This is a genomic window from Candidatus Thiothrix putei (assembly GCA_029972225.1).
Classification (GTDB): domain Bacteria; phylum Pseudomonadota; class Gammaproteobacteria; order Thiotrichales; family Thiotrichaceae; genus Thiothrix; species Thiothrix putei.
In genome coordinates this window covers 17546-30920 of sequence record CP124756.1, presented here as the reverse complement: position 1 = coordinate 30920, position 13375 = coordinate 17546, and the positions used below count along the sequence as shown (strand labels likewise).

Annotated in this window: 13 protein-coding genes; 12 read left to right on the top strand and 1 reads right to left on the bottom strand. The window is 54.2% G+C overall.

The window, feature by feature from the left end; genetic code table 11:
- Window positions 1-9: 9 nt before the first annotated feature.
- The 3 genes from QJT81_00135 to QJT81_00125 all read left to right on the top strand — a co-directional run bounded on the left by QJT81_00135 (window position 10) and on the right by QJT81_00125 (window position 2661).
- Entirely contained in the window at window positions 10-246 is a 237-nt protein-coding gene (locus QJT81_00135) for a hypothetical protein (GenBank protein ID WGZ94433.1), read from the top strand.
- Window positions 247-396: 150 nt separating this feature from the next.
- Entirely contained in the window at window positions 397-1836 is a 1440-nt protein-coding gene (locus QJT81_00130; GenBank protein ID WGZ94432.1) for a DUF1566 domain-containing protein, read from the top strand.
- Window positions 1837-1881: 45 nt separating this feature from the next.
- A complete protein-coding gene (locus QJT81_00125; GenBank protein ID WGZ94431.1) occupies window positions 1882-2661 on the top strand; it encodes a hypothetical protein in 780 nt (259 codons plus the stop codon).
- Between the two features lie 236 nt (window positions 2662-2897).
- On the opposite strand, the gene QJT81_00120 is transcribed toward QJT81_00125, so the two are convergent.
- Window positions 2898-3095 (bottom strand): hypothetical protein, encoded by a 198-nt coding sequence (locus QJT81_00120; GenBank protein WGZ94430.1) that lies wholly within the window; start codon window positions 3093-3095, stop codon window positions 2898-2900.
- Window positions 3096-3116: 21 nt separating this feature from the next.
- Between QJT81_00120 and QJT81_00115 the strand changes: the two genes are divergently transcribed.
- From QJT81_00115 to QJT81_00075, 9 genes are all read left to right on the top strand, one after another.
- Complete coding sequence (locus QJT81_00115) at window positions 3117-3851, top strand: DUF1566 domain-containing protein (protein ID WGZ94429.1); 735 nt, start codon at window positions 3117-3119, stop codon at window positions 3849-3851.
- A 584-nt stretch (window positions 3852-4435) separates the two neighbouring features.
- Window positions 4436-4738: an Ig-like domain-containing protein gene (locus QJT81_00110; GenBank protein WGZ94428.1), complete on the top strand. Its 303-nt coding sequence runs from the start codon at window positions 4436-4438 to the stop codon at window positions 4736-4738.
- 63 nt (window positions 4739-4801) lie between these two features.
- On the top strand, window positions 4802-5863 hold the full coding sequence (locus QJT81_00105; protein ID WGZ94427.1) for a DUF4892 domain-containing protein: 1062 nt from the start codon (window positions 4802-4804) through the stop codon (window positions 5861-5863).
- Window positions 5864-6007: 144 nt separating this feature from the next.
- Window positions 6008-6547 carry a hypothetical protein gene (locus tag QJT81_00100; protein ID WGZ94426.1) on the top strand — a complete coding sequence of 180 codons (540 nt, stop codon included), beginning with the start codon at window positions 6008-6010 and terminating at the stop codon, window positions 6545-6547.
- 86 nt (window positions 6548-6633) lie between these two features.
- Window positions 6634-7146, top strand: coding sequence for a hypothetical protein (locus tag QJT81_00095; GenBank protein ID WGZ94425.1), 513 nt, complete (start codon window positions 6634-6636; stop codon window positions 7144-7146).
- A gap of 256 nt (window positions 7147-7402) precedes the next feature.
- A complete protein-coding gene (locus tag QJT81_00090) occupies window positions 7403-8143 on the top strand; it encodes an outer membrane beta-barrel protein (GenBank protein WGZ94424.1) in 741 nt (246 codons plus the stop codon).
- 33 nt (window positions 8144-8176) lie between these two features.
- Complete coding sequence (locus tag QJT81_00085; GenBank protein WGZ94423.1) at window positions 8177-9415, top strand: DUF1566 domain-containing protein; 1239 nt, start codon at window positions 8177-8179, stop codon at window positions 9413-9415.
- A gap of 13 nt (window positions 9416-9428) precedes the next feature.
- On the top strand, window positions 9429-9995 hold the full coding sequence (locus QJT81_00080) for a DUF1566 domain-containing protein (GenBank protein WGZ94422.1): 567 nt from the start codon (window positions 9429-9431) through the stop codon (window positions 9993-9995).
- Between the two features lie 132 nt (window positions 9996-10127).
- On the top strand, window positions 10128-13364 hold the full coding sequence (locus QJT81_00075; GenBank protein WGZ94421.1) for a BTAD domain-containing putative transcriptional regulator: 3237 nt from the start codon (window positions 10128-10130) through the stop codon (window positions 13362-13364).
- Window positions 13365-13375 lie beyond the last annotated feature (11 nt).

The window sequence follows — 13375 nt, the reverse complement described above, 5'->3', positions numbered from 1 at the left end:
ACCTTATTTATGCATGTTTTGCAACCAAACTTTCAAGCGATTGCCCTGGGGTATGCGGTGGATGCCTGTAGCCCGCTGCTGGTTGAACGCTATCAGTGGGGTGAAACAACGCCCATCAGGAATGTGTTCGAGGGGCTGGAAGTGCATGTCGCCGTCCGGGATACCGATGCCTGCCTTTACAAGGTTGGCTTTCAGGTGACGTTAGTAGGCAGGATTATCGCTCTCCACATCCGGGCTGGCATGTAACCCTGGTTAGTTGGAATTCCTGCAAAAAAATTCCAATAACGTGCAAAAAAATTCTAATGTCACAGGGCGCTGGTGGCATATCCTGAAGCCAAGGTTCCGCGATGGACAAAGCAGCGGGATTTAACGCAGTACAGGCAAGGGGGGATGTTTATGGCTTCACCACAAGAATCCGTCGGGCGGGTAGCAGGGCTGGCGCGTAAAGGTAACTGCCCTCCCTTGCTGTCGGTGCTGACACTGTTATCTGTCTTGTTGTTGGCTGGTTGCGACAGTGGCGGCGGGGGCGCAACGCCTGCTGAAACGTCAGCGGGAGAGGGCGGTATGCAGTCAGGAGGGGAAATAGCCGATAGCGGGGTAGTGCCTCCATCCCCCAGCGGCAAGCTTAATGATACCGGTATCACCTTTTGCAGTGATTATGCCATTGATCATAGCGATAATTATAATCGCGATGTGGCGTGTTCGTTGTTGTCCGATGCTGACGGCGACCCTGTGCCGCCCGCCAACCGGATTGATGGAGCGGGCAAACCCACCGGACAGGATGGGCATGTGGGGCGTGATGTCACGCATCCTGACAACAGTGATGGTCATGCCGGTTTCAGCTTCACCAAGATCGGCACAAATGGCCGGACATTGGCAATCCAGGACCAGTTATGGAGCGATTGGGGATCTGAGTCGATGGGGCTGAAATGGTCTTGCGTCAAGGATAACGTCACCGGCCTGATCTGGGAGGTCAAACAATCGACACCTGACGGGCGTGATGCTGTAGATGCTCATCCCTATCCGTTACATGATCCTGATGATACCTACACTTGGAACAACGCCGGTGCCTATGTTAAGCAGGTAAATACCAAGGGTTGGTGTGGGGCTAATGATTGGCGGCTACCGACCATAAATGAGTTGGAATCCATTACTGACCTGGGGCGTAGCTACCCGTCGCTGGATATGGCCTATTTCCCGAATACGGCTTTCCCGAGTACGGCAGTTAGTTCTAGCTCACCTCACTGGTCTGCGACGCCCAGTGGCGCAACCAAGGCATGGAAGCTTTACGCCTCCTTTGGTGTCCGTATGACGGATGAGCGTTCTGGTAGCGCTTACGTGCGCTTAGTCCGTTCCGGCCATCAGGTTGCAGCACCGCAATGTATCCCGGACAGCGACTTTACTGTCCACGATGACGGGACTGTCACCCATAAACCTACTGGCCTGATGTGGAAGCGTTGCCTGGAAGGCCAGCCCTTTTCTGATAACGGCACGTTTGACTATCAGGACGATTCCTGCACAGGAACCGTAGGGGCATTCAACTGGTCGACGGCACTTGCCAATAGCGGCAGCAATTTTGCCGGATACGCTGACTGGCGGTTGCCCAATATCAAGGAACTCAGCAGCATCGTGGAGTTCTGCCGGGAAAAACCGGCGATCAATACCAGCATATTTCCTGGACTTTCCCAGCAGCAGGTATGGAGTTCCAGCCCCGACATTAGGCTTCAAACAAGCGAGGGAATGAGTTGGGTGGCTGATTTCGATAACGGTAAAAACTCCCCGATGTTTAGTGCTAAACGCATTGGAGTCCGTCTGGTGCGTTCCACTGCCCCTTAAGGCAATGGTTCCAGATGACAGACACGAAAGCTAAAGGTGAATGACATGAAAAGAACACTTGTTTCCAGTTCCGTATTGGTGGTTGCGGTGTTATTGGGCGCGTGCACCAATGAACCCTTGCCGCCTGACTCTGGCAGCACAGCGGCTAACTTGGCGTCTGCCTTTGCGGTGGATATGCAGGGTCAGCGTTACCCCATTGACATCAACAAGGCTGAACCCCTGCGGATCAGACCTGAAGATGCAGAGATAGGCAAGGATTCCACTTTCATGCTGACAACCTGGCCGCCGGAGGGCAAGCGTATTCCCGGCCTCCCAGTCGAAGATAAAGTGGTGGCAGCAACCGAATGGTCAATCAGTCCTGAAGGGGCAGGACTCAGTGTCGATGCCAAAACCGGCGAGTTTCAGGTGTGGAAGGACGCAAAACACAACACAAGCTTTGTAGTGACGGCCAAGGTCAAAGGCCGGGAAAAACCCGTCACCGGCAACCTGCTAGTTTATTCCAAAAATGCCAACCCCTTGATTGGCTCGTGGGCTGACGAGGGAGGCAACATCCTGGAATTGGTATTCTCGGCCAATGCCAAATTTTCAGTGACCAGCCGCCTGTTTGAATCTTACAAGGACTATTGGGGAACTTACACGGTCAACCCGGAAACCCGCCGCTTGCAGATGAAAATCACCGGCGGCAACCATGTGCCAACGGATGCCAATATCGGCAACGCTTCTTACACCTTCAACGAGAAGGGGCAGTTGGTACTGGATCACCTCTATTTTGGCACGCTCCGGGAGAATACGGACAAGAAAAAGTCCCGTTATGTTTTCAGGTGAGCGATTATCAATGCAAAAAACGTCCAATGCTTTGCAAAAAAATCCTAATGCAAGATGGTGTTGGCAGCATATTCTGAAGTTAAGGCACGTAGGCTGAGAGGGCTGGCGTGTTACCGCAACGCAGGGAAAAAGGAGTTGTCATGTTTATGGCTTCAACACAGAAACCCACTCATCAGGCAGCCAGTTGGGGTGGCGGTGTCAGGTCGCTGGCGCGGCTGCTTATCCTGTTGTTGTGCTCAGCCTGGTTGTTGGCGGGCTGTGACCCATCGGTCACCTGTTACTGTTGCGGCTGCTAGGGCGATGCCAATACCACCGATAGCGGGGCTGGCGGCACACCAACTGGAGGTGGCGGGGGCGGTATCGTGCAGGCAAAAGCGACTGGCAAGCTCAATGATACTGGCATCACCTTTTGCGGGGATTATGCTTATGGTCATAGCGGGAAACACAATAACGATATGGTGTGTTCGCTGTTGACCGATGCTGACGGCGACCCAATACCACCTGCCTCCCGGCTTGATGGCGCGGGCAACCCGACAGGGCAGGATGGGCATGTCGGGCGTGATGTCACCCATAACGATGACAGTGACGGCCATGCCGGATTCAGCTTTACCAAGATCGGCACAGATGGCAAGGCGCTGGCGATCCAGAACCAAACGTGGATTGATACGGGTTCGGAGGTCGAAGGCACGCAATGGTCTTGCGTCAAGGATAACGTCACTGGCCTGATCTGGGAGATCAAGCAGGGGGCAGGGAATGCCATTTATGGCGACAATGGTCTGCATGATCCTGATGATAGATACACATGGTACAACACCAATCCTGCCACCAATGGCGGCGAAGAAGGTGTCAGCGATATAGATAGGATCGTTTGTTTCGGCTACCTCAAGGGTGACAGTAGCACCTGGTGCAACACCGAAGCTTATGTAAAGCGCGTCAATACATCAGGGTGGTGCGGTGTCCATGACTGGCGGATGCCAAGCAGGCAGGAGTTGCGATCCATCGTTGATGAGGGGCATTTTCGTCCGACGATGGATACAGCCTATTTCCCTGATGCTGGCTCAGATGCTTACTGGACTGGGATACCTGATTTTGAGTCCCGTGCCCAGACTATCTTCTTCTATAACGGTGGCGACTTTTGGGGCGACCGTAGCTATCCCCATTTTGTGCGGTTAGTTCGTTCCGGTCAGTGATTTTGTTGTTTGTCATGCTGCCAACAGCGGGGCTAAGGCATTTGCAAAGTGAGGAATACCATGAATATGCAGTACTGGTTAGGTATATTGTTGGGCGGATTGATGGTGTCGGTGGGAGTGGAAGCTCAAAATTGCAGCAGACCAGCAACACAGCAAAGTACGCCAGACAAAAACTTTACCGTCAATACTGACGGGACTGTCACCCACAACACCACAGGGCTGATGTGGAAGCGTTGCCTTGAAGGTCAGACATTATCCAATCAGGGAACCCCAGTTATCAGGATGACCGTTGTGAAGGTGCAGCAGGGGAGTTTGACTGGCAGGCAGCACTCACCCAGACGGATACCAGTTTTTCCGGGTATACCGACTGGCGCTTACCCAACATCAAGGAGTTAGCCAGCATTATGGAAGACTGTAGGTATGAGCCCGCGATCAATCGCGATATCTTCCCTCAGGCAGGCACTGGGGGAACCACATGGAGTTCCAGTCCCTACGTTGAGAGTGCAAATCGGGCGTGGTGGATTTTTTTTAACAGCGGCGATGCCCTTCCCATTGAGAAATCAGCTAGGGGAGAGGTGCGTCTTGTGCGCACAGCCCAACTGGATGCTGTTGATCCTGAGAAGCCAGTGGCAAAGGACGACAGTGCTGCCACCACACCCGGCACACCGGTCAGTATTAATGTGCTGGTCAATGACACTGACCCGAACGGCGATGCGCTGAAGATCATCAGTTTTATCCAGGGAAATAATGGCTCGATTACTCAGGTGGGTAAGAATCTGGTTTACACGCCCATTGCAGGCTTCACCGGGACGGATAGCTTTATTTATGCGATCGCCGATCCGAGTGGCAACCAGAGTACAGCAACTGTCACCGTTAGCGTGCAGTGACTGATCTGCTTTTAGGGCTGTCTATTATTCGTAGGTAGAACCATTGAACAAAGGGGTGATTTTATGCGTATCCTTCCAGCCATTTTCCTGCTGCTGCCCGTCTTGGCGGTAGCGGATGCAAGCCTGCCAGCCAACGACAGGCAAGGCTCAGCCGATTTGCCTTACCTCAAGCGTTACGAGGGGGCGGTCATCATCGACCAGGTGCAAAAATCCTTCGATGAGTTCAGCCTGCCCATTTCCAGGCTGGAAGAGGCGGGCAAGAAGGGGGACAACGACCTGTTCTTGCCAACCCGGAAACTGGATGTGGAAGGCAAGGTAACGCGCTCGGTCTACCTCGTCCCAGAGGGGCGTTCTCCACTGGAGGTGATCCGCAATTATCAGGAAGAAGTAAGCGGCAAAGGTGGCAGCCTGCTGTTTGAGTGTAAAGGCGAGGAATGCGGCGGGTCGCCCACAAACAGCGCAAATGTATTCGTCAACAGAACCGGCCTGTTGTACCTCGTCTACCCCTACGAACTCATGGTGCAACCCAAATTTTCCACCGGGGATTGCGCCATCCGCCACCCCCATTCCGACCAGCGCTACATTGCCATGAAGATGGCTACGCCGGAAGGCAACGAGGTGCATCTGGCACTGCTGAGTTACATCATGCAAGCGGACATCGGTTCCTGTAACGCACTGAACGGTCGCACCGTCCTGGTTCTGGCAGCGGTGGAAGGCAAGGCGCGGGAACAGCGCATGGCCACCATTGTCCCCGCTGACGACATGGGTAAGGGGATTGGGGAGGAAGGGCATGTGGCGCTGTACGGCATCCATTTTGATTACGACAAGGCCGACCTCAAACCGGATTCCAAGCCGCAACTGGAAGAAATTGCCAAGCTGCTGAAGACGGATACCGCTTTGAATGTGCTGGTGGTGGGGCATACCGATAACCAGGGCGAACTTGACTATAACCTCAACCTTTCCCGACACCGGGCGGAAGCCGTGGTACGTGCGCTGGTCAGCGATTATGGCATTGACGCGACCCGCCTGAGCGCACAGGGCGTGGGGATGGCGGCTCCTGTCGCCAGCAACCAGACACCCGATGGCCAAGCCATGAACAGGCGGGTAGAAGTCGTCAGCCGTTGATGGGCAGGATGCCTACATGGCTGCCCGTGCAGGTATCAACAAAAAAATCCTATTGCTATGCAAAATAATTCTAATAGTTGTTGCATGACATAACTTATCGTTAATACAGGTTATTTATATAAAGCCTGTTTTTCGGAGGGCATCATGAATATGCAGCATACGCATCAAACACCAGTAAAATATAAGCGTAACACCATTGCGCTCATGGTTTTCAGGTTGGCGATCATCATTTCAGTTAGTTTTATTTTTACGGGTTGCACCACTTTGTCCGAGAGTAATCTCCTGACAAAACAAGGGTGGTCTGTAACCAAAGTTATGACAGTAAACCATTTTGGTAGCCCATCAGAAAATGATGGTTTCAGGCCGGAAAGCTTTTTATTTGAGAAGAAACTGGATTCTCGCCGGAACCTGTTAATTGGTTATGTGGAGAATTCAAAAGGCCGTTCCGGTCCTACTATCGGATACTCCAAGGCTTTCTATAATAACGGGCGTTTTACACTTGCTGGGAAAGTTCAAGTCACCAGTAATTATGAAGATGCTGCTTTGGGCGTCATACCGATTCCATTAATGAGTACCCGCTATCATTTGAGCAAGAAGGTTGATGTCATTCTGGATGCCGTACCTGTTCCCAGTGGTGATGAGCCATTTGTTCTGGTCATTACGGGCATCAATATTGATTTTTAATTTGTCTGGCAAATCAACAGGAGATTGCCTGGTATATGACTTTTGGCAATGACTCCCAACCCTCAACTTAATCAGGAGACAAGACAATGAAAACATCACAGACTGTAAGGTGGTCAAAAATACTGCTATCGGCAGGGTCATTAATTATCCTCATGGCAAGCTGTACAACGGGCAGCCTGTACACTGAACGAGGCAGCGTGACAGGATATACAATTAGCATGACGGCAATAAGTCCAATAGCGTCAAAGAGTGAGCCAGGGTTAAAAGGTGGCCTGGGAAGGTATCCGAATATGAGATTATGCTTTCTGGCTATAAATAAAAAAAATAATCCTCAAATATTCACTGTGCGGTCAAATAATGATGGGTTCTATCATTTGGAGATTCCCGAAGGAGAGTATATTGTGAAGGAAGAGTTTTCTGCTGAATGTGAGTATTTTGGTAGGCGCAGTGATGAAAATAGTTTATTTCATATGTTTTTTGACGACGCTATCAGATACGACGAAAACGGAAAGATTATTTTTACTAGAGAACCAGATGTGATAGTTAAAGCGGGACAGCAATCAACATATGACCATTCTATTAGATTGGAAGTATATTAGGGGGGTTCTACGTAAAACTATACCAAGGATGTCGGATCAAAGCTCGGCCTGCAAGTGGATTTCCGTAGGTTGGACTTCAGTCCGGCAATCCACCAAAGGTATAAATAGCAAGGCAAAGCCGTAAGCCTACATTCCTGCAAAAAACTACCAGCCCTTTGCAAAATAATCCTAATGGCAAACAGGAATCTTGGCTTATCCTAAAAGCCATCAGGGGCTAACAAGCGCTGACTTTTAAATCAAATCAGGAGGCAAAACAATGAAAACGTTACGGGCTTTAAATACAGCATTGGTCATCATGTTTAGCTGTGGCACGGTCAATGCAGGGGGATATTCCTTTTATGTGGGCGCGGCTCCCGGTAAAACTTTCAATAATGGTTCCGGCAACCAACTGTGTGAAACTTGTGCGGATTACCCCTTGGAGGTAACGGACAATGACACTGGCTACAAGGTTTATGCGGGTCTTAACCTGACGGACAAACTGGCTATTGAGGGTGAATATGCTGATCTTGGCAAAACCTATGCAGTCAGTGGCACTAACAATACGGGCAGTACAGGCACTATTGCGATGACGGATAATCTGGATGTGGTCAGTCTGGCTTATTTCCCTAGCTCCCGCTTCAATAATGCTTTTCAGGAAACGACGGGCGTTGGTGTCAGCCTGAAAGCCAGTACGCCGGTGAATGCGGGTTCCACGAAGCTGTTTGGCAAGGCAGGGGTATTTGCTTGGAAAAATGCCAACTATATTGATTACACCCGCACAGGCAGTGGCAGTGAGGTGCACGAGACGGAGGACAACGGCGTCAGCCCGGTTGTGGGGGTAGGTGCTGAACACGCCATCAGTAATCATTGGCGTGTGCGTGGCGGCTGGGATCATTACTTCAAGGTGGGGCAGGGCGAGCCATTCCTGCATACCGATAGCAGCGGGAATTATGCCGATTTGCAGAGCGTGGACACAGATGTGGACATGGCCTATTTGGGCATGACTTACGATTTTTAATCGTGTGGCGGGAAAGGGGGCATTTTTATGGGCATGAGGCAGACAAACCATTCTCCAGCAGTCCGGGGGCAAGGGTTCAGGCTGGTGCTGGCAAGCATCGTCGCCTGCCAGTTACTGTTGGCGGCAGGCTGTAGCCGCCACGGAGAAAGCAGTGACACTACCCCCACCAACTTGGTGGTGCAGGCTGGTGATGACATAACGGCCAGTGCAGGTGCGGGCATTACCTTGCAGGGCAGTATCAGTGGTGCCAGCAGCAACGCCACTTACCGTTGGGAGCAGGTGAGCGGCCCGACCGTGGTGCTGCGGGGAAGTGATACCCTGCAACCCTCTTTCGATGCTCCCCGTGCAGAGGAAGACACTACCCTGGTGTTCCGGCTGGTGGTCACCGACAGGAACCTGACCTTCACTGACATCATCACCATTGTGCTGGTGGGTACACCTGTGCAACCGTCACCAACCGGCAAACTCAATGATACGGGCATTACCACTTGCGGTAATTATTACATCGCAGGCCGCAGCGGTGACCACAACAATGATCTGGATTGTTCCCTGTTGACGGATACCGTCGGTAATCCGATACCACCAGCCAGCCGTATTGATGGCACAGGCAAACCTACCGGCCAGGATGGCCACGTTGGGCGTGACGTTACCCACCGTGATGACAGCGATGGCTATGCCGGTTTCAGCTTTACCAAGATCGACAAGAATGGCAAGAGATTGTCCAGCACGGCTGAACAGTGGTCATGTGTGAAAGACAATGTTACCGGCCTAGTCTGGGAGGTGAAAACCGACGACGGCGGCTTACACGATAAGGATTGGACATACTCATGGTATGAACCTGATTCCCGCAAAAACGGCGGGTATGCGGGCAAACAAAATGGTGGTGAGTGTGGTAGTACCAGCCAGTGTGATACCCATGCCTACGTACAAGCAGTCAACACCAACGGCTGGTGTGGGGCCAAGGGTTGGAGGATGCCAACCAGCAGGGAATTACGTTCCATTGCCGTTATGAATCCGGGTCAATTACCCCCACCGCGTTTCGAGGGCAGCCTTGACCGCCACTATTTCCCCGACGCTAGCAATACATTTGACCATATTTACTGGTCGTCTTCACCCATCCCGTCTGCTCTCATGATGTTATTGGGACCAGACACCACCAGCACCCAACATGCACGGGCGTTTAACGCTGGCAACAGATTTGAGGGCGGGTGGGAGACTTGGTTCAAAAAAGACCGCAGATGGAATGTCCGCTTGGTGCGTGATGGGCAATAACAGGAGATGATTTATGTTGATCCATAAGATTCTTATAGTGGCACTGGCATTGTTACCACTGACAGCCAATGCCCAAACTTGCCAACAGGGCAGCATCACCTCTACCACTCCGACCAACCGGTTCACCGATCATGCCAACGGCACGGTGACAGATAAGGAAACAGGGTTGATGTGGAAAAAATGCCACGAAAGCCAAACCTGGATTGAGTGGGACTTCAATGGCTTCAGTGGCGCGGGTTGTGCTGACCGCCCTGACAAGACATATACTTGGCGTGAGGCGCTGGAACAGGCACAAACCCTCAATAGTGCTGGTGGTTTTGCTGGGCATACTGATTGGCGTGTACCCAACATCAACGAGTTGGCTTCCATCGTGGAAGAAGCGTGTTTTGACCCTGCCATTAACCTCTCCGTTTTTGGCGAAGCTCCGCTGCTGTCAGACGATTTGTGGTTGTCAGTTTGGTCTTCCTCCCCTGCAGACTACGACGATAGTGCATGGCTTATGGAGTTCAGCAGTGGCTTTAACAGTGCCCGTGAGAAATCTACCGGGCTTTATGTGCGGCTGGTGCGTGATGCGCACTGAACCGTTGGCGCAAGGTAATATCCGGCCTGCTGCAATGGAGTGACGCAGCGTCATTAACACTGTTGATATTTATCACCTCATGATTGTGACACCCCGCTTACACTTGCAGTTATATTCTGCAAGGGGGTGTTAATGTCTACGTGGAAATCAGCCGTCAAAATCAGCCCACCCAGAGTCGGCAACATTTTTTCCAGAAACAGCCTTGCCCAGCAACTGCAAGCCCGGCAAGGGCAACAGCTCGTCTGGCTTTCCGCCGCCGCTGGCGCTGGCAAGACCACCCTGGTTGCCGATTACCTCGCCAGCACTGCCACCCCGGCCCTGTGGTATCAATTCGATGCGGGTGACACCGACCCCTCCAGCTTTTTTCACTACCTCACCCTAGCTGCCCTGCGCCTGCTCCCGGCAGACCTTGCCCTGCCTACCCTGACCCCCGAATACCAAGGTGGCATCACCACCTTCACCCGCCGTTTTGCTGAACGCCTGTGCGCCAGCCTTGCGCCCCCCGTCGTATTCGTGTTCGACAACTTCCATGACTTGCCACCCGCTTCGCCATTACAGCCGCTGTTCCGGGAATTCATCAGCACCCTGCCGGACGGCTTCCGCGCCTTTTTCCTCAGCCGTGAGCAGCCGCCCGCCTGGGTTGCCGGGTTGGTTGCCCGCCATGCCGCCCTCCTGATCAACGGCGAGCGGCTGCGGCTGACGGAGGAGGAGGCCATCGGCATCGCCCGGCTGCTGGCGGATGGCCTTGCCGCCTGTTACAGCGAGGCTGACATCCGCTGTATACACCAGCAGGTGGATGGCTGGGCGGCAGGGCTGATCCTGATGTGCCGTGTCTGGCAGCAACACCCGGATCTGGCTTTGCCAGCGGCAGACAGCCGCAACCACGAACTGGTGTTCGACTATTTTGCCAGTGAACTGTTTGGGCGTTTACCGGATGAACAGCAGGTATTCCTGCTCCAGTCGGCACTGTTGCCCGTCATGCCCGTCCTGCTGGTGCGCAGCCTGACCCAGCACCCCCATGCGGCCCGCATCCTGCAACGCCTGTATGCCCGCAACTTTTTCCTGACCCGCAGCAGTGGGGCGGAAGCAATCTACAAATACCACCCGCTGTTCCGTGAGTTCCTGTTGAAGCAGGGCGCGGAACGCTGGAGCCGTCCCCAGTTGGACCAGATGCGCCGCCAGGCCGCACACATCCTGCTGGAAGCCGGGCAAGCAGAATCAGCCATCGAACTGGCCTTGGCAGGCAGCGACTGGCCGACAGCCGCCAGCATCATTGCCACCCAAGCCCCTAACCTGCTGGCGCAAGGCCGTAACCAGACTCTGCTGGGCTGGCTGCAAGGTCTGCCGGAAACACTGGCCGCCGCCAGTCCGTGGCTGCTGTACTGGCAAGGAACCGCACTGGCTGGGCATGATCCGCAGGCTGCCGAGCGCTGTTTCAGCGCTGCCTATCCGCTGTTTGAGCAAACTGGGGATGCCACTGGCATGTACCTGAGCATTGCCAGTGCCATCCTGACCGTTTGGATGACCCAGCAAAACCACCAAGGCATCGACCTGTGGTTGCAACGTTTTGACCAGTTGTATGCCCTGAACCCGGATATAGGGGAACCCGCTACCGAAGCCAGAGTCGTATCCGCTGTGCTGATGGGTATGTATTTCCGCCGCCCCGACCACCCACAAGCGGAAGCCTTGCTGGCACGCGCCCGTCAGTTGTGGGCATCACCGCTGGAAGCCAACCTGCGCTGGCAACTGGGTTCCGCCATCGGTTTTTATCTGGGTGGCAACGCGGAACTGTTCCCTTGGGCCAAAACCCTGCGCCTGTACGAAGCGGCGGGGCAGGACAAGCTGGCCTCCCCGCTGGAACACCTGCATTTGCTATTGTCGCTGGCCTTCGTTGACTGCTTTGCCGGACAGTACGACGCCAGCCGTGCCTATGTCCGCCAGGGTCTGGCGCTGGGGCAGGAGACGGGTGTGCATGTGTACGACCTGTTCCTGCTGGCAGTGGGCGCTTATAACGGCCTGATGCAGGCGCGGCTGGCGGAAGCCGACCGTTATCTGGAGGAGATGTGCCTGATCCTGACCTCCCAACCACCCAATTTCCACACTGTCCATTACCGGCTGCTGCTCAACTGGCGGGCGCTGGTCGCAGGGCAGTTTGCGGATGCGGTGGATCACGGGCGGGCAGCGCTGGCACTGGCATTGGAAAACGGCGCGGTCTACCCGCTGGCACGTTGCCGCCACGGGCTGGCGCTGGCATTGATTGCCCACGACCAGCCGCAGGAAGCACTAGCACTGCTGGATCAGGCCAGAATCCGCTGGGGGAATGCTTACCTCCAGCAGATGGAGCATGACTGCGGCCTGTCCGAAGCCTGGTTACGCTTGCGCATGGGCGAGGAAGAAACCGCCGCCCACCTGCTCGCCGCTGCGCTACAACAGGGCAGGGAACAGGGCTGGGGTTTGCCGCTGTGGTCATTCCCGGACTGGATTGAGCCGCTGCTGCGCTTTGCACTGGAACGGGGAATCGAAACCGACCGCGTGCAGGAACTGATCCGGCAAGCCGGGTTGCTGCCACGCGATGCCAATGGCGGTATCCCTGCCAATTGGCCACTGCCGGTCAGAGTTAAAGCTCTGGGCACGTTTGTGGTGGAAGTGGGCGGCAAGCCGCTGACGCTGGAAACCCCTTCCCAAAACCGCCCGCTGGAACTGCTCAAAGCCCTGATTGCCTTGGGCGGGCGTGATGTTGCTGACGAACGGCTGATGGATATTTTGTGGCCTGATGCGGGTGGTGATGCCGCCACCCGTTCCCTGCACACCACGTTGCACCGTCTGCGCAAACTGCTGGGGACTGAACAGGCCATTACCCTCAAAGACCGGGTGGTATCTCTCGACCCGCGACAGGTGTGGCTGGATGTGTGGGCATTTGAACGTTCGCTGGAACGCCTCAGGCAACAATTGGATAGCCCACACCCCCACAGCGAAACCATCAGGCGGCTGTGGCAAACCCTGAGTACGCTTTACGCGGGACCATTCCTTGGCAAAGGGGCGCAAAAAAGCTGGGCGCTGGATATGGGGGAACGCCTGCGTAGCCGGATAATCCGTTTCACACTGGCGGTAGGCATGTACTGGGAACAAACCGCAGCATGGGAAGACGCCATCCACACCTACCGCAAAGGGCTGGAAACTGACCCGCTGATTGAATCGTTTTACCAAGGACTGATGCGCTGTTACGAAAGCCTAGGCAGACCATCCGAAGCCCTTGCTGCCTATGGACGTTGCCGCAAAGTGCTGGGCGAAGGCTTGAATGTTATGCCCGGTGCGGAAACCGTGAAGTTGTATAAGGACATCCGGGCGCGTGCTGAAACCATCCCCTGAAAATGCCTGCA

Excerpts from the sequence above, each read along its gene's own strand:
- QJT81_00075 (WGZ94421.1), top strand. The coding sequence starts at position 10,128 with ATGTCTACGTGGAAATCAGCCGTCAAAATCAGCCCACCCAGAGTCGGC.
- QJT81_00135 (WGZ94433.1), top strand. The coding sequence starts at position 10 with ATGCATGTTTTGCAACCAAACTTTCAAGCGATTGCCCTGGGGTATGCG.
- QJT81_00085 (WGZ94423.1), top strand. The coding sequence starts at position 8,177 with ATGAGGCAGACAAACCATTCTCCAGCAGTCCGGGGGCAAGGGTTCAGG.
- QJT81_00105 (WGZ94427.1), top strand. The coding sequence starts at position 4,802 with ATGCGTATCCTTCCAGCCATTTTCCTGCTGCTGCCCGTCTTGGCGGTA.
- QJT81_00100 (WGZ94426.1), top strand. The coding sequence starts at position 6,008 with ATGAATATGCAGCATACGCATCAAACACCAGTAAAATATAAGCGTAAC.
- QJT81_00080 (WGZ94422.1), top strand. The coding sequence starts at position 9,429 with ATGTTGATCCATAAGATTCTTATAGTGGCACTGGCATTGTTACCACTG.
- QJT81_00130 (WGZ94432.1), top strand. The coding sequence starts at position 397 with ATGGCTTCACCACAAGAATCCGTCGGGCGGGTAGCAGGGCTGGCGCGT.
- QJT81_00115 (WGZ94429.1), top strand. The coding sequence starts at position 3,117 with ATGGTGTGTTCGCTGTTGACCGATGCTGACGGCGACCCAATACCACCT.
- QJT81_00090 (WGZ94424.1), top strand. The coding sequence starts at position 7,403 with ATGAAAACGTTACGGGCTTTAAATACAGCATTGGTCATCATGTTTAGC.
- QJT81_00125 (WGZ94431.1), top strand. The coding sequence starts at position 1,882 with ATGAAAAGAACACTTGTTTCCAGTTCCGTATTGGTGGTTGCGGTGTTA.
- QJT81_00120 (WGZ94430.1), bottom strand. The coding sequence starts at position 3,095 with ATGACCATAAGCATAATCCCCGCAAAAGGTGATGCCAGTATCATTGAG.
- QJT81_00095 (WGZ94425.1), top strand. The coding sequence starts at position 6,634 with ATGAAAACATCACAGACTGTAAGGTGGTCAAAAATACTGCTATCGGCA.